The following is a 23,031-nucleotide window of genomic DNA, read 5'->3' as shown; positions in this document are numbered from 1 at the left end:
CAACCGGTAGCGCCGGCGGTGGAGAGAAGGGTCTCACCGCCTTGCGATCGAGGCTCGATCGTGGCCTCGTCCACGACTCGTGAGCAGCGCTTCCCGGCTCGCGGGGCAAGTCGGCTCCGGGCTCCGAGGGGCCGGCGAGCGGATAGGGTCGCAGGCGTGATCGAGGGAACGCCCGGTTGGGTCAGTGCGCGGGTCGCGGCCGCGGAGCGGGAGGCCGGGGCGGCGTTCGACCTGGCGGCCTGTGTGCGCGAGCCGATCCATCTGCTCGGCGGCGTCCAGTCGTACGGTGCGCTGGTGGCCGTGGAAGATGAGCGGCTCACCGTGGTCAGTGCGAACGCCGAGGACATTCTCGGGGTGGCCGGGCTGGCCGGGGCGCCGGTCGGCCGGCTGATCAGCGACACCCAGCTCGCGACGCTCGCCGAGTTGGCCGCCGCCGACACCGGCAACACCGCGATGATGCCGGTGGAGCTGGCGGCGGGCCGGTTCGACGTCACCGTGCACCGGTCGGGGGCCAAGCTGGTGCTGGAGTTCGAGCCGGCCCGGCAGCCGCGGGAGTTCGGGGCGTTCTACGGGCCGGTCCGGCAGGCGTTGATGCGGTTGCAGCGGGCCGCGACCGTCGGTGCGGCGTGCCGGGCGGCGGTGACCGAGATCCGGACCATCACCGGCTACGACCGGGTGGTCGCCTATCGGTTCGAGTCGGCCGACGGGCCCGGTGAGGTGATCGCCGAGGACGTGGTGGACGACTGGGAGAAGTGGCTGGGGTTGTGGTTCCCGGCCACCGACATCCCGCCGCAGGCCCGCCGGCTCTACGAGAGCAACTGGATCCGGGTCATCGCCGACGTGGACGACGTGACCGCCCGGCTGGTGCCGGCCGAGCCACCGCTCGACCTGTCCATGTCGGTCCTGCGCACCGTGTCGCCGTTCCATCTGGAATACCTGCGCAACATCGGGGTGCGGTCGTCGATGTCGGTGTCGTTGCTGTCCGGCGGCCGGTTGTGGGGGCTGATCGCCTGTCACGGGCGGGACGAGACGGTGCTGAGCCCGCAGGTGCGGGCGGCCTGCGAGTTCTTCGGGGTGGCGTTGTCGCTGCATCTGGCCGCGTTGCGCGAGCACGACGAGACGTGGGCCCGGGACCGGTCGCGCACGATGATCGCCCGGGTGCTGGAGCGGATCACCACCGATGTCCGGTGGCCGCAGGACCTGGCCGAGCTGACCCAGGTGGTCGACTGCGACACGGTGATCGTGCGGGACGGCGAGCAGATCGCGGTGCAGGGCGCCGAGCTCGGCGAGGAGGCCGTGGCGGCGTTGTTCGACGCGCTGCCCGAGCAGACCGTGGGCACGCCGTGGCACAGCGACCGGCTGGGGGAGGACCTGCCGGCGCTGGCCGGCTATGCCGCCGGCATGGCCGGTGCGCTGGTGCTGCCGACCGGGACCACCGGCGACTGCGTGGTGTGGGTGCGCGGGGAGCGGACCGTCGGCCGGCGGTGGGCGACCGACCCGAACGAGCCGGTGCGGCTCGGCCCGCACGGCCGCCGGCTGACCCCGCGGGGCTCGACCGCGGTGTTCCTGGCGTCGGTGCGCGGCCGCAGCATGCCGTGGTCGGCGGGGGACCTGGCGATGGCCGTCGAGCTGGGCCGGGCGATCATGGGGATCGCGGCCGCCCACGCGCAGCGGCTGACCGTGCTGAACACCGAGCTGAGCCGCAGCAACATCGACCTCGACTCGTTCGCGCACGCGGCCGCGCACGACCTCAAGGAGCCACTGCGGGGCATCGCGAACACCGCCACGTTCATCGTCGAGGACGCGGGCGGGCTCGACGAGGTCACCGCGCGCCGGCTGGAGTCGATCCAGCGGCTGGCCGCCCGGATGGACGAGCTGCTGAACTCGCTGTTGTACTACTCGCGGCTGGGGCGTACGGAATTGCGCCGGGAACCGGTGGACCTCGCGCACGCCGTACGCGAAGCGATGGAGGTCGCCGGACCGCGCCTGACCGAGATGGCCGTGCAGGTCGGATTGCCCGCGCCCGGTGAGGTGCTCGACGCCGATCCGGTGCTGCTCGACCAGGTGCTTGTCAATCTGCTGGTGAACGCGGCCAAGTACGCCCGGGCGGACGGGCCGCGGCGGGTCGAGGTCGGCCTGGAGGCGCCGGCGACGCTGTTTGTGCGCGACAACGGCATCGGCATGCCGCCGCATCTGCGGGAGCAGGCGTTCGAGCTGTTCCGGCGGCTGCACCCGGGGGCCGGGGTGGAGGGCTCCGGCGCGGGTCTCGCGATCGTGCGGCGGATCGTCGAGCGGCACGGCGGTCAGGTCTGGGCCGACGACTCCCCGGACGGCGGCACGACGGTGCGGGCGACGTTCCCGGAGGCGGGCCGGCTCAGCCAGTAGTCGAGGGTCTGGCTGAGCACGCTCTGGAACAGCGCGAAGTTCAGCGGCTTGTAGATGTAGCTGTCGGCGCCGGCGGCGTAGCAGGCGTCGGCCTCGGCGGGCTCCTCCGACGAGGTGAACACGACAAGGGTGAGGCCGGCCAGGGCGGGGTCGGCGCGCACCTGGCGGATCAGGTCGAGGCCGCTCTCGCCGGGCATGTTGAGGTCGAGCAGCATCAGCCGCGGGTGGGCGTGGGCGAGCCGGGGCAGCGCCTCGGCGCCGGACCGGAAGAACTCCACCTCCAGGCCGGGGTGCGACCGGCCCAGGGCCCGGCCGATCGCCTCGACGTCGGAGTCCGAGTCCTCCACCACAAAGATCAACTTGCTGTCTCCCTGACCTGGATCGCCACCACGGCGATGTCGTCCGCCCGCACCCCGCCGTAGGAGGCCGCGGCCAGGCTCAGTTCCTTGACCACGGCGTCCGCGGCGGATCCGCGCAGGCGGGCGAGCGTTTCCCCGAATGCTCGCTCCTCGAACATCCGGCCGCCCGGTTTCCGGCTCTCGGTGAGCCCATCGGTGAAGATCACCAGGGTGTCACCGGCGGCGAGACGCAGCTCGGAGCGGCCCAGCCGGGGTTCGGTCAGGATGCCGAGCGGCGAACCGCCGCCCTGGCCCGGTTCGGCCGGCCCGTCGCGGCGCAGCACGACGGGGGCCGGATGCCCGGCCGAGGTCCAGCCCACGACGAACCCGTCGCCGTCCGGGCGCACGGTGGCCACCCCGGCGGTGACGAACCGCCAGGAGCCGTTCAGCCGCAGGCGCGTGTTGAGCCGGCTCATCGCCCGGACCGGCGACGCGCCGTCCTGCAGCAGGGCGGCCAGGGTGTGCCGGGCCATGCCGGTCAGCGCGGCCGCGTCGACGCCCCGGCCGCACACGTCGCCGATCAGCGCGGCCATCGTGCCGTCCTCGCGCAGCACCACGTCGTAGAAGTCGCCGCCGACCTCGAGGACCTGGTCGCCGACGGTGTAGGAGGCGGCCACCACCAGGCCGTCGACCTCCGGCAGCCGGCTGGGCAGCAGATGCTGCTGCATGGCGGCGACCTCGCGGCGCCGCTGCTCGTAGAGGGTGCTGTTGTCCACGGCGATGGCCGCGCGGGAGGCCACGTCGTGCAGGAACTCGGCCGGCGGTACCCGGTCGGCGTCGCGGTCGAACAGGAAGAGCAGCACGCCGAGGATCCGGTCGCGGGCCCGCATCACCTGCACGTCGGCCTTGTCGCACTGGCGGGAGGGCCCGCCGCCGAGGACCACGCCACTGGCGAACTCGACGAACCGGGCCGCCTCGGCCGGGTCGGCGAGCGCGGCGTTCAGACGGCGCATGTCGACGTGCACGGCGCTGCGCAAGATCAGTTTGCCGGCGTCGTACTCGTAGACGAGGCATCCTTCGGCGATCGCCGGCACCGTCATGCGGGCCACCCGCTGCATGGTCTGCGCGGTGTCCAGGACGGCGTCCATCTGCAGGGAGGCCTCGGCGAGCAGGGCGTCCTGGATCTGCTGCCGCTGCTCGACCCGGTGCAACGCGATCCGCCGGACCGCTTCGCTGGTCACCTCGACGACCTGCCCGAGGCACACCGAGATGACCGAGAGGTCGGCGGTGTCGTCGACGGCGACCAGGATCGAACCGGACACGTCCTCGGGAAGGTCGAAACGGGCCCGGACCACCCGGGCCGCCCCGTGCGCGACGAGCGTCCCGAAGGCGGGCACCACCGACTGCGGCCCGAAAGCGGCGGCCGCGGCGGCGGGGCGATCGGCCTCGGTCACCGGCGGTCCGGCCCACCGGTAGGCCAGCATCCGGTTGTCGGCGGTGTGCCGCAGGCCCCACACGGCCCGCACCCCCGGCAGCTCCAGCAGCGGCGGCAGCACGAACTCGGCGAGGTCGTCCCGGTCGTTGAGCGCGGACACCCCGCGCCACAGTCGGTGCAGTGCGGCTGCCCAGGGCAGAGGCATCGGGCACCGCCTTTCGAAAGTCTGTCCGACGAGTCGCGCCCGTACCGGCGAGGAATTGTCCGTCAATACTTGTTCTTGAGCAACTAGCCGGTTCGCGAAACGCCGGACCGAGCGGGCTCATCCCGATGGGCCTATCCTACGAACCGCGGAAACCTCGGTAAGGAGAAGCTCGCGCGATGGGGATGGCGGCTGGCGGCGACGTGTTCGCCGGTGGGGGAGACGTCGGACGGCAACTGGCCGAGGTGGCGTGGGAGCAGACGCCGCTCGGGCCCCCGCGGGCCTGGCCGCAGAGCCTGCGGACCGCCGTCAGCATCCTGTTGTCCTCACGGTTCCCGATGTGGATGGCGTGGGGCCCGCAGCTGACCTTCTTCTGCAACGACGCCTACCGGCGCGACACCCTCGGCCGCAAATACCCGTGGGCGCTCGGCCGGCCGGCCGGCGAGGTGTGGGCCGAGATCTGGGCCGACATCGGGCCGCGCATCGAGACCGTGCTGTCCACCGGGCAGGCGACCTGGGACGAGGCGCTGCTGCTGTTCGTCGAGCGGTCCGGCTACCCCGAGGAGAGCTACCACACGTTCTCCTACAGCCCGCTGCGCGCCGACGACGGTGTGCTGGTCGGCATGTTGTGCGTGGTCAGCGAGGAGACCGAGCGGGTGATCGGCGAGCGCCGGATGGCGACGCTGCGGGACCTCGGGTCGGACCCCAGTGCGATCCGCACCGAGCACCAGGTGCTGGCGTTCGCCGCCGCCCAGCTCGGCCGCAACCGGCGGGATCTGCCGTTCACGATGACCTACCTGTTCGACGGCGACACCGTCCGGCTGGCCGCGTCGACCGGCGTCGACGGCCACGAGATGCCACCCTGGCCGGCCGGCGAGCCGGCCCGGGGCGAGACCGCGCTGGTGGAACTGACCGGCGACCTGCCGGCCGGTGACTGGCCGGAACCGCCGACCCAGGCCCTGCTCGTGCCGCTGCTGCGCCAGGGCGGTGCCCCGTACGGCTTCATGGTGGCCGGCCTCAACCGCTACCGCGTGCTCGACGAGGCTTATCGCGGCTTCGTCGAGCTGGCCGCCGGGCACATGGCGGCCGGCATCGGCAGCGCCCGTAACTACGAGACCCAGCAGCGGCGGGCCGAGGAACTGGCCGAGCTCGACCGGGCCAAGACCGCCTTCTTCTCCAACGTCAGCCACGAGTTCCGCACGCCGCTGACCTTGATCATGGGACCGCTGGAGGAGCTGCGCAGCCGCTGGGCCGGCCAGGACGACGCGGTGCGCGCCGAGCTCGAGGTCATCCACCGTAACGGGCTGCGCCTCGGCAAGCTGGTGAACACGCTGCTCGACTTCTCCCGCATCGAGGCCGGCCGGATGCGGGCCCACGACGAGCCGGTCGACCTCGCCGCCGCCACCGCCGAGCTGGCCAGTGTCTTCCGCTCCGCGGTCGAGCGCGCCGGGCTCAGGCTGCAGGTCGACTGCCCGCCCCTGCCCGGTCCGGTCCACCTGGACCGCGGCATGTGGGAGAAGGTGATCCTCAACCTGCTCAGCAACGCCCTGAAGTTCACCTTCGACGGCGGGGTGCGGGTCACCGTCGGCCAGGACGGTGATCAGGCCGTCGTCACCGTGGCCGACACCGGCATCGGCGTACCGCCCGAGGAGATGCCCTGGCTGTTCGAGCGTTTCCACCGCATCGAGAACGCCCGCTCCCGCTCCAACGAGGGCAGCGGCATCGGCCTGGCCCTGGTCAAGGAGCTGGTCGAACTCCAGGACGGCAGCATCACGGCGGACAGCACGTTCGGCGTGGGCACGACCTTCACCATCCGCCTGCCGCTGCGGGCCGGCCGGGTGCCCGCCGCCGCCGGCCCGGTCGTCTCCACCGGTGCCGACTCCTACGTCCAGGAGGTCCTGCGCTGGCTGCCGGGCGACGCGGACACCGAGGCCGGGATGCCGGCCGGCCCGCCGAGCGACGTTCGGGTCCTGGTCGCCGACGACAACGCCGACATGCGCGGCTACCTCACCCGGCTGCTGCGCTCCGCCGGCCACGAGGTGCACGCGGTCGGCGACGGCCGGCACGCCCTCGACGAGGCCCGCGCCCGGACCCCCGACCTGATCGTCAGCGACGTCATGATGCCCGGGATGGACGGCCTGGAACTGGTCTCGGCCCTGCGCGCCGACCCGCGCACGGCCGGCACCCCGGTGCTGCTGCTGTCGGCCCGTGCCGGGCCGGAGGCGTCCATCGAGGGCCTGGAGGCGGGCGCCGACGACTACCTGGTCAAGCCGTTCTCCGCGGCCGAACTGCTGGCTCGCGTGCGGGCCAACGTCGAACTGGCCCGCCTGCGCAACCACCATGCCCGATGGCGTACGGCACTGATCGACTCGCTGCAGGAGGCGTTCTTCGTCTGTGCCGAGGACGGCGCGGTCATCGAGATCAACCCGACGTTCACCGACATCCTCGGGTACGGGCCGGAGGGCCTGCCCTACCGGCCGGTGCACCCGTGGTGGCCGGACCCGGTCGAGGAACCGCAGCGCCACCAGGAGGTGGCCGACGCGTTCACGCTGCTCGTCGGGCAGACCCGTGGCTCGTACACCATCCCGGTCACCCATCGCGACGGCCACCGGCTGTGGGTCGCCGCCGCGTTCAACCGGGTGCGGGAACCGGAGACGGGCCGGCACGTCATCGTCGGCACGTTCCGTGACGTCACCGCCGAGCACTACGCGGTCCAGCGGGACAGCGCCCTGGCCGCGCTGAGCGTGCACCTGTCCGAGGCGGAGAGCCTGACCGGCGCGATGCGGGGCGCCCTGTCGTCGTTGCAGGACCTGTGGCAGGCCACCGAGGTCTACGCGGTCGTCTTCGGCGACTCCGACCTCCCCGCCGTGACCACCACCGGCCCCGGCACCAGCTGGGCCGCCCTGACCGAGCGGCAGCGGCACACGCTCACCGTGCTGCGCGGCAAACCACTGCTCACCCCGGTCGCCGAGCAGACCGGCATCACCCTCGAACACCCCGACGGCACCATGGTGCTGCACGTCGAGCTGGCCGAGAAGCGGTCCTTCACCGAGCAGGACCAGACCCTGCTCGCCCTGCTCGCCGGGCGTCTCGGCCAGGGCCTGCACCGCATGCACCAGATCGACCAGCAGCGCGAGACCGCGCTCGAGCTGCAGCGCGCCATCCTGGGGCCGGCCCGGCTGCCGGCCGGCTTCGCGGTCCGGTACGCCCCCGCCACCCGCCCCCTGAAGGTCGGCGGCGACTGGTACGACACCATCCCGCTCGGCGACGACCGGATCGGCATCGTGGTCGGCGACTGTGTCGGCCACGGGCTCGCCGCCGCCGCCGTGATGGGTCAGCTCCGCAGTGCCTGCCGGGCCCTGCTGCTGCAGAACACCGATCCGGCGCACACCCTCACCGCGCTCGACCGGTTCGCCGTCCAGCTGCCCGGCGCCCTGTGCGCCACCGTCTTCTGCGGCGTCCTCGACCCGGCCACCGGCGACCTGACCTACTCCAGCGCCGGGCATCCACCCGCCATCGTCACCCACCCCGACGGCGCCACCGACCTGCTCGATCAGGGAAGGTCGAGGCCCCTCGGCGTACGACTGAGGGCGCCCCGCCCCGAGGCGCACTATCTCGTGCCGGCCCGCGCCACCCTGCTGCTCTACACCGACGGCCTGGTGGAACGCCGCCGGCAGCCGCTGACCACCGGGATCGACCGGCTCGCCGACACCATGCGCGAGGGCCGCGCGGACGGCATCGAGGAGCTCGCCACCGACGTCATGTCCGGCATGGCCGCCGACGCCGGCTACGACGACGACGTGGCGTTGCTGCTCTACCGCCACCCCGGCCCGCTCGAGATCGACTTCGCCGCCGAGCCGACCACCCTCTACTCGGTGCGCAGCACCCTGCGCGGCTGGCTCGCCCGCTGCGGCGTCGACCCGACCACCACCCAGAACGTCCTGGTCGCGGCGGGCGAGGCCTGCGCCAACGCGATCGAGCACGGCCATCGGCACGGCCCGGCCGGCAAGATCCGGCTGTGGGCCTCCGCCACGGCCGGCCACCTGCACCTCACCATCACCGACAGCGGCCGGTGGAAGACACCGCAGCCGGCCGCCAACCCGCACCGGGGCCGCGGCCTGACCCTGATGCGGGCCCTGATGGGTGAGGTGACCGTGACCACCGGCGCCGCCGGCACCACCATCGCGTTGCAAACGAGGATTCCCGGATGAGCACTCCACTCACCTTCACCACCGGTGGCACCGACGTCCTCGCCGCCGCCGGGGAGATCGACATGAGCAACGCCGCGACTTTCGCCGCCGCCCTGCGCGAGGCCCGGCAGACGGCCGGCACCGCGGTGCTCACCGTGGACCTGACCGGCGTCGACTACATCGACAGCGCCGGCCTGGCCGCCCTGTTCCCGCACGTCGAGCACGTGCGGGTGGTGGCCAACCCGCTGCTGGCCCCGGTGCTCACCATCGCCGGTCTCGACGAGCTGACCACGATCCGCGAATAGGCACCGTCTAGGTATGCCGGGCGATGCCTAGGCACCCCGCCCGCGGTCAAGATAGGTAACCGCTTCCGATGTAAGAACTCCCTGCTCGGCCGACGATTGACACATCGACGGAAGACCGGGAGAACAAGCCATGCTGATCCACTCCGACCTGATGCTCGACCTCGTCAACAGCCGGCGCCGTGAGCTGATCGCCGAGTCCGAGCGGCGCCACCTGCTGGCCGGTGCCGGCGAGGCACGCCGGGCCCGGAAAGGCCCGGCGGTGCGCGGCCGGCCCGCCGGTAACCTGGCGTCGTGCGAAACGTCCGCGGCGGTGCCGGCCCGGTGATGATCGGGCGGGAGAGCGAGCTGCGCCGGCTGGCGCGGCTCGCCTCCTCCCGTGACCCGGCGGTGGCGATCATCGCCGGCGAGCCCGGCATCGGCAAGACCCGCCTCGTGCAGGAACTGCTGGCCACACTGCCGGCCGAGACGGTGGTGCTGGTCGGGCACGCCGAGCCGGGGTCACTGGCCCGGCCGTACGAGGTGCTGCTCGACGCCGTCGACGGGCGGCCCGAGCAACTCGCCGCCCTGGAGGACCCGGCCCGCAGCCCGGTCGAGCGGCTGCACGCCGGCCTCGCGATCGTCGCCGACCTGATCGGCGACCGCCCCGCCGTCCTCGTCTTCGAGGACCTGCACTGGGCCGACTCGGAGAGTGCCGCCCTGTTCGAACGCCTCGCCGACCAGCGCGGTTCCCGGCTGCTGATCGGCACCTACCGCCCCGACGAGGTGACCCGCCGCCGGCCCGTCGCCGGCCTGCTGGCGCGGATGGAACGCAAACACACCGTCACCCACGTACGCCTGGATCGCCTGACCCCCGCCCAGACCGCGGCCTTCCTGGCCGCGGCGACCGGCTCACCGGCGCCGCTGCGCGCCGCGACGGCGCTGCACCATCGCACCGGCGGCAACCCCTTCTTCCTCGAGGAGCTGCTGCGAGCCCTGCCGGGGTACGACGTGGAAGCCCTCGTCGATCAGCCGCTTCCGTGGAGCCTCGCCGACGTGCTGCGCCGCCAGGTCGAAGACCTCGACCCGGTCAGCCACCGCGTCGTCGAAGCCGCCGCCGTGCTCGGCCAGCGCATCCCCTTCGACCTGCTCGCCGACGTCACCGGCACCGGCGAGGACGAACTGATCACCGTGCTGCGCGACCTCGGCACCCGGGGCGTGCTCGTCGAGTCGGGCGAGGACGAGTTCGCGTTCCGGCACGCCCTGGTGCGCGAGGCGATCGCCGACCAGATGCTCGCCCGGCAGCGGCGCCGCCTGCACGAGGCCGCCCTGGAGGTGCTGCTGGCCAGGAACGGCGACCCGGCCATGGTCGCGCACCACGCCCGCGCCGCCGGCCGCTACGCCGACATGATCGCCGCCGCCCGCCGCGGCACCACCGCCTACCTGTCGATCGGCTCTGCCTACCAGGCCCTGCAACTCGCCGAGATGGGCCTCGACGAGGCTCCCGACGACAACGACCTGCTCGCCGCCGCGGCCCGCGCCGCCTGGCTGGCCGGCCTGCTCGACGACGCCCTGCGCTACGGCCGCCGCTGGCGCGACCTCGCCGGCACCACCAGCGACCGGGTCGAGTCGCTCTACCTGCTCGTGCGCATCGCCTGGGAGTCCCGTGACACCGGCGAGATGCGCACCCTCACCCGGCACATCGAAACCCTCATCGCGCAACTGCCGCCGGGCGCCGACCAGGCCCGCGCGATGACCGCGATCGCCCAGTCCGCCTATCTGCGCGACGACCTCGACACCGCACTGCTCTGGTGCGACCGCGCCCTCGCCCTGGCCGACGAGTTCGACCTGCCCCGGGTGCGCCTGACCGCCCTGCTCGAGAAGGGCTCCACCCTCACCGAACGGCCGGTCACCGCCGCCGAGGGCCGGCGCATCCTGTCCGGACTGGTCGACGAGGCCGAGGCGGCGGGGGAGTGGGTGCTGGCCGCCCGCGCCCTCAACAACCTGGTGCACGGCGAACCACCGGCCGACCCGGCCGAGCACGCCGAGACCCTGGAACGCATGCGGGTCGACGCCGAACGCGCCGGCTTCGAATCCCTGGCCGTGGCCACCTACTTCCAGGGCCGCGCCCGCCTCGCCATCCGCGCCGGCGACCTGCGCGCCGCCATCGCCGCCCTGGAGGACGGCCGCGAGCAGGACCGCGGCTACCGCCGCCGGGGCCGGTGGGCCGACTACCACGGCGTCTTCCTGGCCGGTCTCTGCCTGGAGTCCGGCGACCTCGACCGGGTCGCGCAGATCATCGAGGACCTGGCCGTGCTGCCCAACAACCCGCCCACCACCATCCCCGGCCTCGCCTTCAACCTGGCCTGCCGCCGCGGCCAACCGGATCGCGCCGAGGCGGAGCTGACCACCTTCCTGGACGCCCTGACCGGCCAGCCGTGGCGCAGCGGCGAACAGGCCCACGACCTGATGTCGGCGGCCCTGCAGGTCGGCCTCCCGCTGCCCCGCCTCGACCGGCTGGCCACCGAACTGCTCGACGACGAGGTCTGGGACGCCTTCCGCACCCTGGTCGACGCCCAACTGGCCGAAGCCCACGGCCGCCACGCCGAGGCGCTCGCCGGCTACGAGTCCATCGCCGACGCCCACATCCTGCTCGCCCCGATCCGCGGCACCGTCCGTGTCGGCGCCGCCCGCTGCCTGCTCGCCGCCGACCGTCGCGCCGAGGCCGCCGCCCACGCCGAGGCGGCCGCCGCCCTGCTCGCCGAATGGCGTGGCTGGCGTGTCACCCAGCTCGACCACGTACGCGCCCAGCTCGGCATGGCCCCCACCGGCGTCGCCGGCCCCGTCACCGGCGCCGGCGCCCTCACCCCGCGCGAACGCGAAGTGGCCCTCCTGATCAGCGACGGCCTCACCAACGCCGAACTGGCCCGCCGCCTCTACATCTCCCCCAAGACCGCAGCCGTCCACGTCGGAAACATCCTGCGCAAACTCGGCGTCTCCTCCCGAACCGAAGTCGCCCACCTGGTCACCCGCCCCTGACCCCGGTAGCGCCCGCCCTCGTTCACGGCCCTTCGGCAAGTTCCGTGAAGATGTTGCGTCACGGGTGCTTGAGGCAGCATCGTCAGTGAGCTTGCGCGGTCCCCGCTCTTGGCGCGGCAGCCCCCTCGCGCCTAGCGGGGGTCCAGGCGGCCGGTGGCGATCGTCGAGTCGTAGCGCTTGATCAGTCGGGCGCCCTCCGTCGACAGGGATTCCAGGCGGCGGCGCCAGAAGGCCCACCGCTGGAAACTGAAGCCGGCCGGGGGATCGGGCACGCCCGCCTGTTCGGCCAGGGGGCCCAGGCGGGCGGCGTAGGTGCGGCCGTGGACGGTGGCGCCGGCCAGCTGGGAGCCGGCGTGGCGGAACCACTCGACGGCGGCGGGCAGGTTCTCGGGTGGGCCGTCGAAGGTCTCCAGGGCGGCGCTGATCGTCCACAGGCCGAGCAGCAGGGCGTCGTGGGTGCCGGCGGCGGTGAGGCGGGCGGCGAAGGAGTTCAGGGCGGTCCACTCGGCGATCGGGCGGCCGCCGTTCCATTCCTCGCGCAGCTGGGCGCCCAGCACCGGCAGGTCGGTGCAGACGCGCAGGTTCCATACCCGTACGCCGGGGAGCTCCCGCCGCTGCACCGCCGTGACCAGGTCGACCAGCCGGGCCAGTTCGGGGTCGTCGGCTGTGGCGGCGGCGCCGGTGACCGTCTGCCAGGCGGCCCACAGCACCGCCTCGGGATCGTCGGTGTCGCGCAGGGGCGCGACGAACGCGTCGGCATCGGTCAGCGCCGATCGGTAGTGGGCGAGTGCTTCCTCGTACGTCATCTGATCCTTGCCCTTACGCCTTGCTTACATCGCGACCCTAGCGTCGCAGGCATGACGGAACGACGGGTGATCGCGCACGTGCTTCGCCGGCTGACACCCGGGCCGACGGCGGCTGACATCGACCTCGGGGTGGCTCGGGGGCTCGACGCGACCGTACGGCAGGTGCTGGCACCGGTGCCGCCGCCGGCCCTGCCGCAGCTGGGGCCGGCGGCGGAGGCGGCGCTGCCGAAGGGCGCGACGAAAGAGGCCAAGCAGCAGGCCCGGCAGCAGATGGCGGCGCAGGTCGCGGAGGCCACGTGGTGGTGGATCAGCCGGCTCGTGACGACCGGGTCGTCGGGTGCGGAGAAGCTGACGTTCTTCTGGCACGGGCACTGGGCGACCAGCGTGCAGAAGGTGCGGTCGGCCGGCCTGATGCTCGCCCAGCAGCAGGCCTTCCGGCGGTACGGGACCGGGGCGAGCGGGCCGCTCGTGCGGGCCATGCTGCGGGACCCGGCGTTGATCATCTGGCTGGACGGGCAGCGGAACACCCGTAAGGCGCCGAACGAGAACCTGGCCCGGGAGGTCATGGAGCTGTTCACGCTCGGGGTCGGCAACTACAGCGAGGATGACGTCAAGGCGGCGGCCAAGGTGCTGACCGGGTGGCAGGTCGACCGGTCGGCGGGTACGGCCCGGCTGGTCGCCGGCCGGCACGACACGGCCCCGGTGAGCCTGCTCGGGGCGACCGGCGTGTTCGGGGTGGACGAGTTCGCCGACCTGCTGGTGCGGCATCCGGCCCACGTGCCGTTCCTGGCGTCGCGGGTCTGGGCCCGTTACGGGTCGGGCGACCCGGTTCCCGCCGAGCTCTCGGCGATCCTGCCGGCCGGAGATCCGGCCCCGGAATCCACCGGGACGGACGGGAACGTGGTGGCGATGCTGCGGGCCCTCGCTGTGCACGAGGCCTTTCCGGCGACCGCCGGGCATCTGGTGAAACAGCCGATCGAATGGGTGGTGGGCGCCGTGCGGCAATTGGCCGTGCCGGATCTGGCGAAGGCCCGCAAACCGGTGCTCGCGGCTCTGCACGCCCTCGGTCAGGTTCCGTTCCGGCCCCCGTCGGTCGGTGGCTGGCCGGCCGGCCAGGCGTGGCTGACCACGGCGGCGGCGCAGGCCCGGCTCCGGTCGGGGCAGGCGCTTGTCGCGCTCGCGCCGGACACCGTCCAGAAGGTCGCGCAGGCACCGGCCGGGGAGCGCCTCGACGCCGTCGCCCGGCTGCTCGCCGTCGACGGCTGGACCGACCGTACCGCCGCCGTCCTCAAGCCGGTGGCCGCCGCACCACCGCGCCTGCTCGCGCTTGCCCTGGCCACTCCCGAATACACAGTCCACTGAGAGGCGATCGCATGGACGTCATCACCCGCCGCCGGTTTCTGCTCGCCAGCGGCGTCGCGGGCGGGGGACTGCTCGCCGCCGGCGGCACCGCCTACGCGCTGCGCGACATCCTCGCGACCGCCGGCGACCGCGACCCGGCCGCGCGCACCCTGGTCCTGGTCACGCTCTACGGCGGCAACGACGGACTCAACACCGTCATCCCGTACGCCGACCCGGCCTACGCCACCGCCCGCCCGGCCCTCGCCTACGACGCCGGGGCGGTCCTGAAGCTGGACGACGAGGTCGGCCTGAACCCCGCCCTGACCGGCCTGCACCGGCTGTTCGGCGAAAAGAAGCTGGCGGTGGTGCGTGGTGTCGGCTATCCGCGGCCGGACCGCAGTCACTTCCGGTCGATGGACATCTGGCAGACCGGCCGGCCCGACCGTCCGGAGAACACCGGCTGGCTGGGGCGCTGGCTCGACGCGGCGGGCGGCGACCCGCGGCTGGCGGTCTCGTTCGAGCCGGTGCTGCCGCCGCTGCTGGCCGGGGCGACGTCGGCGGGGGCCACCGTGCCGGGCGGGTCGGTGCGACTGCCGAAGGACGTCAGCACCGCGCAGCTGACCGCGCTGGGGGCGGCCGCGCCGGGGGAGCCGGTCGCCCAGGGCCGGGCCGCCGCGTGTTTCGCCGACCTGACCCGGGTGCAGGATCTGATGCACGACGTGGCGGACACCGAGGACGACTCCGCGGACGCCACCGCCACCGGCGGTTCGAGCCAGTCGCTCGAGAGTCAGCTCGCGCTGGTCGCCAAGTGTGTGCAAGCCGGTGCGGCGACCCGGGTCTACTCGGTGTCGCTGGGCGGCTTCGACCTGCACGCCGACGAGAAGCAGGCGCAGGAGAACCAGCTGGCCAAGCTCGACAAGCCGCTCGCCGCGTTCGCCGAGCGGATGGCCGCGCACGACGTGGTCATCGCGGTCTACTCCGAGTTCGGCCGGCGGGTGCACGCCAACGCCTCCGACGGCACCGACCACGGCACCGCGTCGGACGTGTTGCTGCTCGGCTCCGGCGTGCGGGGCGGACTGCACGGCGAGCCGCCCAGCCTCACCGACCTCGACCAGGGCGATCTCAAATTCAAGATCGACTTCCGCGACGTGTACGCGACATTGCTCGCCGACGTCCTGGGAAGCGACCCGGCCCGGACCCTGAACGGCTGGACCGGCCGCCTGGACGGGGTGCTCGCCTAGGACTTCGCGGCCGTACCGTCGCTGATCAGCATCTCCGGGTGCCGGCCGAGGAACTGCGGCAGCTTGTCCGCGGCGGTCGCGGCGAACAGGTCCCTGGTCGCGTCGTTGATGCTCTCGGCCTGCCCGCCGTCGATCGACGCGAACGTGCCGCCGTTCGTCTTGATCGGCATCAGGTCGGCCGCCGCCAGGCTCTTGAGTCCGAAGAGGAAGTCGGTCACCTTCACGCCGTGGGTGTCCATCTTCAGCGACGAGCCGGCCGCGGCCAGGATGTCGGCCACCTTGCCGGGGTTGGTCAGGATGCCATTGCTGGTGGCCTTCTTCGCCATCGCGCGCAGGAGCTGCTGCTGGTGCTTCTGCCGGTCGTAGTCACCGTTGGCGGAGTGCCGGATGCGGGAGAACTCCAGGGCCTCCCACGGCGCCATGTTGCGGCAGCCCTTGCGGAACCACAGGGCGTTCTTCGGCGCGTTGTCCGGGTTGGCGCCGACCGCGTACTCGACCTTGCCGTTGACGATGACGTAGTGGCTCGACCAGGCGTCCTTGTCGACGCACATGTAGACGCCGCCCATCGCCTCGAGGATGCCCTTGAAGCCGTCGAAGTCGATGACCACGACGCCGTCGAAGTTGATCCCGGTCAGCTCCTTGACCGCCTTGGTGGCCAGCTTCGCGCCACCGGTCCAGCCCCGGCCGTTCATCGACCCGTACGCGTACGCGGAGTTGATCTTCGCGCTCGCCCCGCCGAAGCCCATCGCCTTGTCCGCCGGGATCTGCGCCATCGTGTCGCGGGGGATCGAGATCATGTACGCCTGGTCGTGCGACGCCGCGATGTGCAGGATCATGATCGTGTCGGAGCGGGACTGCTCGCCCTTCTGCTCCCAGCCGGCCCGCGTGTCGAGGCCGAGCATCAGCAGGTTCATCGCCCCGTCCGGCAGCTTGCCCGACTCGACCTTGCCGGTGGAGTCGTCGAGGACGCTGGACGTCGTCTGGATGTTGTCGGTCAGTTTGCCGAGGTAGTAGCGCGACGCCACCAGGCCGCTGGCGCTGAGCAGCAACAGCACCACGCCGAAGGCCAGCAGGGCCTTGGTCCAGCCCGGCGCCTTCTTCGGGCGGGCCTTCTTGGGCGTGGCGGGGTCCTTCGCCGCGGTCTGTGCCGGCATCCGTCGACTCCTCCTGACAACGAGCGTGTTCCAAGCCTCGAAATGGCGAGACCGCCCGCGCCGGGCCCAACACCGCACGAATTTGATATATCTTCGCGTTCCGCCAGTCAATCGGTCGTGGGGTTGGAAATTGCGCGAGGTGACCCGTAGTGAGTTACCGACGACTTCTCGTTCATCATTGACTCGGCTCAATCGGGAGCGCAAAGATCTCCGAGCCATTACCGCAATGCGGAAAACGCGACGAAGGGGCCCCCATCCTCATGCGCCGTGACCATCCCCGCCGGATCGGCGTCGCCGCCGGTCTGGCCCTCCTTCTGATAGTGCTTCCCGCCACACCGGCGTTCGCCGACCCGCCGCACAACCTGCCGCAGAACGCGAACGGGTGGGAACAATCGTTCTCGCCCGCCTACGACTACGACACCGACGGCTGTTACGCCGTCCCCGCCATCGGTCCGGACGGCACGCTCAACGGTGGACTCAAGACCACCGGTGCCGTCAACGGCAGCTGCCGCGACCAGTGGGACCTCGACAACTCCCAGACGTACTCCCGCTCGAAGTGCGACAACGGCTGGTGCGCGATCGTCTACGCCAGCTATTTCGAGAAGGACCAAGCGGTCGCCGGAAGCGGTCTCGGCGGCCACCGGCACGACTGGGAACACGTCATCTCCTGGGTCGACCAGGCCACCGGCGAGGTCGAATACGTCAGCACCACACAACATTCGAGCCAGCGGACGTACGCCCGTTCCCAGGTCCGTTTCGACGGCACCCACCCGAAGGTCGTCTACCACAAGGACGGCGCCTCGACCCACTTCTTCCGGCTCGCCAACAGCAACGACGAGCCCCCGGAGAACCACTACCACAACTGGCGCTACCCACCGCTCGTCGGCTGGGACGGCTATCCCACCGTCGAACTGCGCGACCGGCTCATGACGGCGGACTTCGGCTCGGCCACCCAGAAGATCAGCGACGGCCGCTTCGAGTCACTGCTGAACGCCGCCAAGCCGGCCGGCATCCCCTTCAACCCGTACGCGTAGTCGCCCGCACCCGGCTCCGGGGGCCCGCAAGCCCTCGGAGCCGGTCATGGCCGGGCTTGACCGGCCGGGTAGACCGCGGTGAGGTCGCCGTCCCAGAGGCGGCGGCAGAAGTCGTTCATCCGGGCCGCGGCCGGGGCGTGCCGGGCGAGGATCGCCGCCACCGATTCCGGGACGTCGCCGGGGAGGTCCCCGGCGGCGCACCGGCGGACGTAGGCGTCGCGGGCCGCGGGCTCGCCGGGGACCGGTCCGGCGACGCCGCACACCGTTGTGACCAGCCAGTTGACCAGGCGCATCGCCGCGTAGTCGGCGTCGTGGCCGGTGTGCCGGGCGACGAACGCGCGCTCGGCCGCCGACAGGTCGAACCGCGGCGAGACGGCCAGGCCGAAGTCGACGAGACGGGCGCGGCCGGCGTCGGCCCGCATGTTGCCGGGATGGCCGTCCATGTGCAGCAGTTCGTGGCGGCGCAGGAAGCCGGTGATCTCGAACAGTTGCCGCTCGAGTCGGCCGGGCCGGACAGTCGGGCCGTCGAACAGCGCCGTGGGCAGGTACTCGCCGAACAGTACGAGGCTGTGCGTGGCGCCGGCGAGTGCTTCCAGGCGGGCGCGTATCCCGGGGTCGCCGCCGAACTGGTCGACCACCGCACCGAGATCGCGGTGGTCGGGGATGACCGGCGGCCGGCCCGGCAGCACACGCCAGTGGTGCAGCAGCGGGAACGCTTCCGTACCGCCGGCCAGGACCGCCTCGGTGACGTCGATGTTCGCGGCCAGCTCCCGCCAGACGCTGAAGCCGGGTCCGGCGAGCCGGAACATGCCGTACTGGCAGAAGAGCGGAACGTCGAACAGGTTGGCCGTGCTGTGCGGACGGGCCAGCTCGCGGTCGGTGATCGGGATCCGCTTGGTGAACACCGGCACGCCGCCGACGTCCACCACGCCCACCGCGTCGCCCACCGCGTCGCCCGCCGCCAACAGCCCCACCAGCGCCGCGTCCGAGCAGGCGGCGAGCCGGGCCGACACGCGATCGTGCCGCCCCCGCCGGTCGCCGCCCATGGCGGCCATCATGCCAGCCGGCGCCGGCCGGCCCGCCGCGCGAACGGCCGGTGCCGGCGGCTCCGGCGGCGGCTCAGCCGGGCAGCTTCGCGACCGTCCGCGGCGGCTTTGCTCGTCCGGCCCGGTACCGGCCGGTAATTCGCCCCAGGGCAACGAACGGAATCCGGATCCGCACCCGAGCTGCAACCAACGCCGCATGTACTGGACGGATGCGGGTGAAACGGGGTGTGCCGGCGCGACTCGACCCTGTGCTGTGCGCGCTCGGCCTGCTTGCCGTCCTGCTCGTCCCGTGGTTCCTGTTCGCGCCCGGCATCGGCCAGGCGCTCTGGACGCTGCAGGCCGGCGTCGACCTGCTCACCGTCGGCCTCGCCTGGCGTCTCTACCAGGTCCCCAAGACCAACCGGTACGCCCGCCGCTTCTGGCTCGCGGTCGCGGTCGGCATGGGCAGCAGCGCGATCGCCGACTCCTACCAGACCGCACTCGTCCTCGGCGGCCATCCGGCCGGCGAGGTCAGCATCGTGCAGACCGGACTGGTGGTCGCCGGGATGGTCGTCGTGGTGATCACGATGCTGTGCCATCCGCTCGGCGGCGCCGGCCGGCTGCGACTGCGGCTCTGGCTGGACGCCGCCACTGTGCTCACCGCGGTCGCCGTGTTCCTCTGGTACTTCCTGCTCGCCGGGGAGCTCAGCGGCGACGGCCGGGCCGCCGACCGGCTGGCCGCCGCCGCCACCTCGGCGGTGATGCTGCTCGTCACGTTCGCCCTGATCAAAATGCTGTTCAGCGCGAACGCCCCGTTCCAGCAATGGCCCGGGGTGATCGGCACGCTCGGGGTGACCGGCACCGCGGTCGCGGCACCGCTGGCCGCGCTGCTCATGGAGCACTCCGACCCGCGGATCCTCTACCTGGCGCAACTGCTGCCGTGCCTGCTGATCCCGATCAGCCTGCGGATGCAGGAGCTTCTCAACCGCCGCAACGCCGAGGTGCCGGTGGCGACGCGCAGCAAGCGCTTCAGCCGCCTTCCGTACGCGGCGGTGGCCGCCACCCAGCTGCTGCTGGTCCTGGCCCTGCCCGGGGTCGGCGCCGATCTGAAGATCTGGGGCGTGGCGGCTGGTGTGCTGGTCAGCACCGCTCTCGTACTGGTGCGCCAGCAGGCCGCGTTCCACGACAACGAACGCCTGCTCGCCGAGATCAGCCGGCGCGACGAGTGGTTCGGCGCGCTCGCCCAGCACGCGTCCGACACCACCATCGTCAGCGACGGCGACCGGCGGGTCACCTACTCCAGCCCGTCGGCGGTGCGGCTTCTCGGCCTGCGCGACGGCGACGACACCGGCACCGACCTCGGCGGCCGCATCCACCCCGACGACATGCCGGTGGTGGCGGAGCTGTTCACCCGGATGCAGGCGGCCGGCACCGCCGCTGCCGAGCTGCGCATCCTGCACGTCGACGGCACCTACCACTGGACCCACGTGGTCGGCACCGACCTGCTCGACAACCCCAACATCCGGGGCCTCGTCTGGAACGGCCGCGACGTCACCGAGGCCCGCCGTCTCCAGGACGAGTTGCGCCACCAGGCCACCCACGACGCGCTGACCGGCCTCGCCAACCGCTTCCTGCTCCAGCAACGGGTGCACGCCGCCGACTCCGACCGGCCGGTCAGCGTCCTGGTCATCGACCTCGACGGCTTCAAGCAGGTGAACGACGTGCACGGCCACCACGCCGGCGACCAGGTGCTGATCGCCGTGGCCGACCGCATCCGCACCGTCGTGCGCGACGGGGGAACAGTGGCCCGGCTGGGCGGCGACGAGTTCGCCGTGGTGCTGCCGGCCACCGACCCGGACCGCGCCGCGGCGCTGGCCGCCACGATCAGCCGGGTGGTCGGCGAACCGATCGCGGTCACCGGCGCCGAGGTCGTCGTCGGTGCGTCGGTCGGCTGCTCCACCGGCACCCCGGCCGAGGCCGAACGCATGCTCCGCGACGCCGACGACGCCATGTACCGCGCCAAGCAGGCCCGCCGCGGCCTAGTCGGGCACCACCGTTAGGCCCGAGCGGGCGACGATCTCCTGCAACGCCGCCACGTGCGCGGCGAACGCCGCCTGCCCGGCCGGGCTGAGCCGCACCGACGTACGCGGTCGCTTGCCCACGAACGCCTTGCGGATCTCCACGTAGCCGGCTTCCTCGAGCGTGGTCAGCTGCTTCGACAACGCCGAGTCGGACAGCCCGACCGTGTCCCGCAGATATTTGAAGTCGGCCCACTCCGTCGCCGCCAGCAGGCTGACGATCGACAGCCGGGTGGGCGCGTGGATGAGGTCGTCGAACCGGGCGCTCACCGCCGGCCCGCCAGCGGGCGCGAGAGCATCACCCGGCGCAGGTACGACATGAGCACCGGCCCGCCGAACGCCAGTCCCGCCGCCACCGGCACGCAGCCGATGGTCGCCGGCCAGGGCACTCCCGCCGCCGCCAGGGCCAGCCCGAGCCCCACCCCGACCGCGACCAGGACGAGGGTGAACGCCGCGATCGCCAGTCCGCCCCGGGCCCCGATGAGCTGCGAGCGAACCTGCACCCGCGCCCGCCGCAGCACAGCCAGGATCAGCCCGGCCAGCCCCAGCGCGTAGCCGACGCTGCCGGCCGCCACCACCGCCGGCCGCCCGCTCTCCACCGCCGCCACGAACATCAGCATCAGTCCGCCGACCGCCGGCCAGAACCACCCCGGCACCAGGTTGGCGTCCACGACCTGGGCCCGGCGACTGCGCACCTCCGCAAGTGCGAGCTCGGCATCGATGGGCGGGATGCTCATGACTTCCCCCTGAGGAATCAACTTGCCTGAGAGGAAAGTGTAGGTCTCTACTTTCCTCTCAGGCAAGTACTTTCCCAGAGGCTTCCGCTCGCGGCGGTCAGGCCGGGGCGGGGGCGGGGCCCAGCGTGCGGCGCAGGAACTCCTCGATCGTGGTCAGCGTCGGCCGCGTGCCCGCCGGGCCCGCACCCGCCGTGCGGCGCACGATCGCGGGCCGGTTCGCCGGCGAGACGATCCGCTTGTCGTGGCCGGCCCCCGGCACCAGGTAATACGTGGCGGGGACGCCCGCTGCGGCGAGGGCGTCGAAGAGCATCTCGCTCTGCCGGGTGGGGACGAGGCCGTCCAGCTCACCGTGGGCGATCAGGAAGGCCGGGGCGCGCCCGGTGACGTACGTGATCGGATTGGCCTGTTCCACCCGGTCCGGCACCGTCCGGATGGGCCGGCCCAGCAGTGCCGACTCGGGCGAGCGCGGATCCGAGTGGCAGTCGGTGAGACCGAACGACCGGTTGAAGGTGTCGCACGCGCCCGGGCGCATGTGCGCGTCCATCCGCAGGAAGTCGGTGGGGCCGTAGAGGTCGACGACCGCCTGCACGTCGCTCGGCGGGCCGGTGACCCCCACGTCGCCCTCCAGCGCCGCTACGTGCCCGGTCACCCCGGCCATCGCGGCGGTCCAGCCCCCGGAGGAGTCACCCAGCACCGCGATCCGGCCGGGGTCGATGCCGTACGTCGTGGCATGCGCCCGCAGCCAGCGGATCGCCGCCTTCACGTCGTGCAGCTGCGCCGGGAAGACCGCCTGGGAGCTCGACCGGGTCGACACCCCGGCGACCACGTAGCCGGCCCCGGTGAAGAAGGGCGCGAGCTGGGCGGCGTAGGCCTTGCCGTCGTCGCCGTGCCAGCCGCTGCCGCCCATGGCGACGAGCAGTGGCCGGCTCCGGCCGCCGGACCGGGGCAGGTAGAGGTCGAGCAGGTGGCCACGGCTCCCGGCGGGCTGGGCGGGGGCGTAGGCGAGGTCGGTGCGCGCGTCGAAGCCGGGGCCGGTCCCGGCGTCGGCCGCGGGCTCGCCGGCGAACATCACGGCGACCACGGTAAGCACCAGGCCGAGGACGCGTCGACGTTTCACGTCCTGATGGTGGCCCACGAAGACGAATCCGATGAATGCCGCGAACAGGTGACAACGGGCACCGGACGGCGGGCCGCCCGCACCGATCGGTCAGCGACACCCGGGCGGGTCAGCACATCCGAGTGCCGGTCACCGAGGCGGCCGCTGACATACTCGATCGGTGCCGAGCGAAGGACTTCGATGAGTTCGGGTGCGGGGATGGGCCTGGTCCTCCTGGCGTTCGGGCTGGTGTCGATGACGGTGTTGCTCGTGGGCGTCCGGCGGCGGGAGCGGACCGGTGGTCTCGGCCGGGTCCCGCCCCCGGACGCGGTCCGCGCCGGGGAGTTCGCCGCCCGGCCCGACAGCGGCTACGACCTGGTGCTGCGGTGCGGTGCCTGGGCCAACGGCGTCAACGTGTCGTGGCCGCTGGCCACCCTCCTGGTCAGCCCGGACCAGGCCGAGCTGCGGGTGTGGAGCGCTCCCGAGCCGATCCGGGTGGCCCGCGGCGAGGTCACCGGGCTGCACGAGGTCGCCGGCCGGTGGAGCCGGGGCCTCAAGTTCCGCACCGAGTCGGGGCGGCTCGACAAGGTCACCGTCTGGGCCGGCCGCGACACGGTGGCCAGGATGCGCGAGCTGGGCTGGCCGTGAC

Annotated in this window: 18 protein-coding genes; 10 read left to right on the top strand and 8 right to left on the bottom strand. The window is 72.7% G+C overall.

The features are described 5' to 3' along the window. The first annotated feature begins 156 nt into the window (after window positions 1-156). Entirely contained in the window at window positions 157-2,385 is a 2,229-nt protein-coding gene (locus tag Afe05nite_RS16625; protein ID WP_203818011.1) for an ATP-binding protein, read from the top strand. Here Afe05nite_RS16625 and Afe05nite_RS16620 read toward each other — a convergent pair. Beyond that, on the bottom strand, window positions 2,304-2,735 hold the full coding sequence (locus tag Afe05nite_RS16620; RefSeq protein WP_239117905.1) for a response regulator: 432 nt from the start codon (window positions 2,733-2,735) through the stop codon (window positions 2,304-2,306). The two genes, Afe05nite_RS16625 and Afe05nite_RS16620, sit on opposite strands and share 82 nt — an antisense overlap. Before the next feature lie 5 nt (window positions 2,736-2,740). After that, on the bottom strand, window positions 2,741-4,363 hold the full coding sequence (locus Afe05nite_RS16615) for a PP2C family protein-serine/threonine phosphatase (RefSeq protein WP_203818009.1): 1,623 nt from the start codon (window positions 4,361-4,363) through the stop codon (window positions 2,741-2,743). Between the two features lie 176 nt (window positions 4,364-4,539). Between Afe05nite_RS16615 and Afe05nite_RS16610 the strand changes: the two genes are divergently transcribed. From Afe05nite_RS16610 to Afe05nite_RS16595, 4 genes are all read left to right on the top strand, one after another. Beyond that, complete coding sequence (locus Afe05nite_RS16610; RefSeq protein WP_203818008.1) at window positions 4,540-8,571, top strand: SpoIIE family protein phosphatase; 4,032 nt, start codon at window positions 4,540-4,542, stop codon at window positions 8,569-8,571. Beyond that, the gene (locus tag Afe05nite_RS16605) at window positions 8,568-8,855 is read left to right on the top strand and encodes an STAS domain-containing protein (RefSeq protein ID WP_203818007.1); all 288 of its coding nucleotides are present in this window, start codon (window positions 8,568-8,570) and stop codon (window positions 8,853-8,855) included. Before Afe05nite_RS16610 ends, Afe05nite_RS16605 begins: the two co-directional genes overlap by 4 nt. Window positions 8,856-8,985: 130 nt before the next feature. Next, window positions 8,986-9,180, top strand: coding sequence for a hypothetical protein (locus tag Afe05nite_RS16600; RefSeq protein ID WP_203818006.1), 195 nt, complete (start codon window positions 8,986-8,988; stop codon window positions 9,178-9,180). Beyond that, complete coding sequence (locus Afe05nite_RS16595; protein ID WP_239117884.1) at window positions 9,147-11,870, top strand: ATP-binding protein; 2,724 nt, start codon at window positions 9,147-9,149, stop codon at window positions 11,868-11,870. Before Afe05nite_RS16600 ends, Afe05nite_RS16595 begins: the two co-directional genes overlap by 34 nt. A 131-nt stretch (window positions 11,871-12,001) precedes the next feature. Here Afe05nite_RS16595 and Afe05nite_RS16590 read toward each other — a convergent pair whose 3' ends face one another. Further along, window positions 12,002-12,676, bottom strand: a complete 675-nt coding sequence (locus tag Afe05nite_RS16590) for a DUF3632 domain-containing protein (RefSeq protein ID WP_203818005.1) — start codon at window positions 12,674-12,676, stop codon at window positions 12,002-12,004. Between the two features lie 51 nt (window positions 12,677-12,727). Here Afe05nite_RS16590 and Afe05nite_RS16585 point away from each other — a divergent pair, with 51 nt between their 5' ends. Both Afe05nite_RS16585 and Afe05nite_RS16580 read left to right on the top strand, forming a co-directional pair. Next, a complete protein-coding gene (locus Afe05nite_RS16585) occupies window positions 12,728-14,038 on the top strand; it encodes a DUF1800 domain-containing protein (RefSeq protein ID WP_203818004.1) in 1,311 nt (436 codons plus the stop codon). Between the two features lie 11 nt (window positions 14,039-14,049). Beyond that, on the top strand, window positions 14,050-15,258 hold the full coding sequence (locus tag Afe05nite_RS16580) for a DUF1501 domain-containing protein (protein ID WP_203818003.1): 1,209 nt from the start codon (window positions 14,050-14,052) through the stop codon (window positions 15,256-15,258). Here Afe05nite_RS16580 and Afe05nite_RS16575 read toward each other — a convergent pair. Further along, window positions 15,255-16,412: an LCP family protein gene (locus Afe05nite_RS16575; RefSeq protein ID WP_203818002.1), complete on the bottom strand. Its 1,158-nt coding sequence runs from the start codon at window positions 16,410-16,412 to the stop codon at window positions 15,255-15,257. The two genes, Afe05nite_RS16580 and Afe05nite_RS16575, sit on opposite strands and share 4 nt — an antisense overlap. Window positions 16,413-16,672: 260 nt before the next feature. On the opposite strand from Afe05nite_RS16575, the gene Afe05nite_RS16570 reads away from it, so the two are divergent. Next, window positions 16,673-17,446: an NPP1 family protein gene (locus tag Afe05nite_RS16570; protein WP_203818001.1), complete on the top strand. Its 774-nt coding sequence runs from the start codon at window positions 16,673-16,675 to the stop codon at window positions 17,444-17,446. A gap of 44 nt (window positions 17,447-17,490) precedes the next feature. On the opposite strand, the gene Afe05nite_RS16565 is transcribed toward Afe05nite_RS16570, so the two are convergent. Further along, window positions 17,491-18,492 carry a serine/threonine protein phosphatase gene (locus Afe05nite_RS16565; RefSeq protein WP_239117883.1) on the bottom strand — a complete coding sequence of 334 codons (1,002 nt, stop codon included), beginning with the start codon at window positions 18,490-18,492 and terminating at the stop codon, window positions 17,491-17,493. Between the two features lie 209 nt (window positions 18,493-18,701). Here Afe05nite_RS16565 and Afe05nite_RS16560 point away from each other — a divergent pair, with 209 nt between their 5' ends. After that, a complete protein-coding gene (locus Afe05nite_RS16560) occupies window positions 18,702-20,531 on the top strand; it encodes a diguanylate cyclase domain-containing protein (RefSeq protein WP_203818000.1) in 1,830 nt (609 codons plus the stop codon). Here Afe05nite_RS16560 and Afe05nite_RS16555 read toward each other — a convergent pair. The 3 genes from Afe05nite_RS16555 to Afe05nite_RS16545 all read right to left on the bottom strand — a co-directional run bounded on the left by Afe05nite_RS16555 (window position 20,511) and on the right by Afe05nite_RS16545 (window position 22,403). Then, a complete protein-coding gene (locus tag Afe05nite_RS16555; protein WP_203817999.1) occupies window positions 20,511-20,819 on the bottom strand; it encodes a winged helix-turn-helix domain-containing protein in 309 nt (102 codons plus the stop codon). The genes Afe05nite_RS16560 and Afe05nite_RS16555 overlap by 21 nt on opposite strands. Beyond that, complete coding sequence (locus Afe05nite_RS16550) at window positions 20,816-21,286, bottom strand: hypothetical protein (RefSeq protein ID WP_239117882.1); 471 nt, start codon at window positions 21,284-21,286, stop codon at window positions 20,816-20,818. Before Afe05nite_RS16550 ends, Afe05nite_RS16555 begins: the two co-directional genes overlap by 4 nt. 97 nt (window positions 21,287-21,383) lie before the next feature. Continuing rightward, window positions 21,384-22,403 carry an alpha/beta hydrolase gene (locus Afe05nite_RS16545; protein ID WP_203817998.1) on the bottom strand — a complete coding sequence of 340 codons (1,020 nt, stop codon included), beginning with the start codon at window positions 22,401-22,403 and terminating at the stop codon, window positions 21,384-21,386. A gap of 180 nt (window positions 22,404-22,583) precedes the next feature. Between Afe05nite_RS16545 and Afe05nite_RS16540 the strand changes: the two genes are divergently transcribed. After that, a complete protein-coding gene (locus Afe05nite_RS16540) occupies window positions 22,584-23,030 on the top strand; it encodes a hypothetical protein (protein ID WP_203817997.1) in 447 nt (148 codons plus the stop codon). Window position 23,031 lies beyond the last annotated feature (1 nt).

This window comes from Paractinoplanes ferrugineus, assembly GCF_016862195.1.
GTDB classification, from domain to species: Bacteria; Actinomycetota; Actinomycetes; order Mycobacteriales; family Micromonosporaceae; genus Actinoplanes; species Actinoplanes ferrugineus.
The sequence above is the reverse complement of the archived record's forward strand: the minus strand, read 5'-3'. Positions and strand labels throughout refer to the sequence as shown.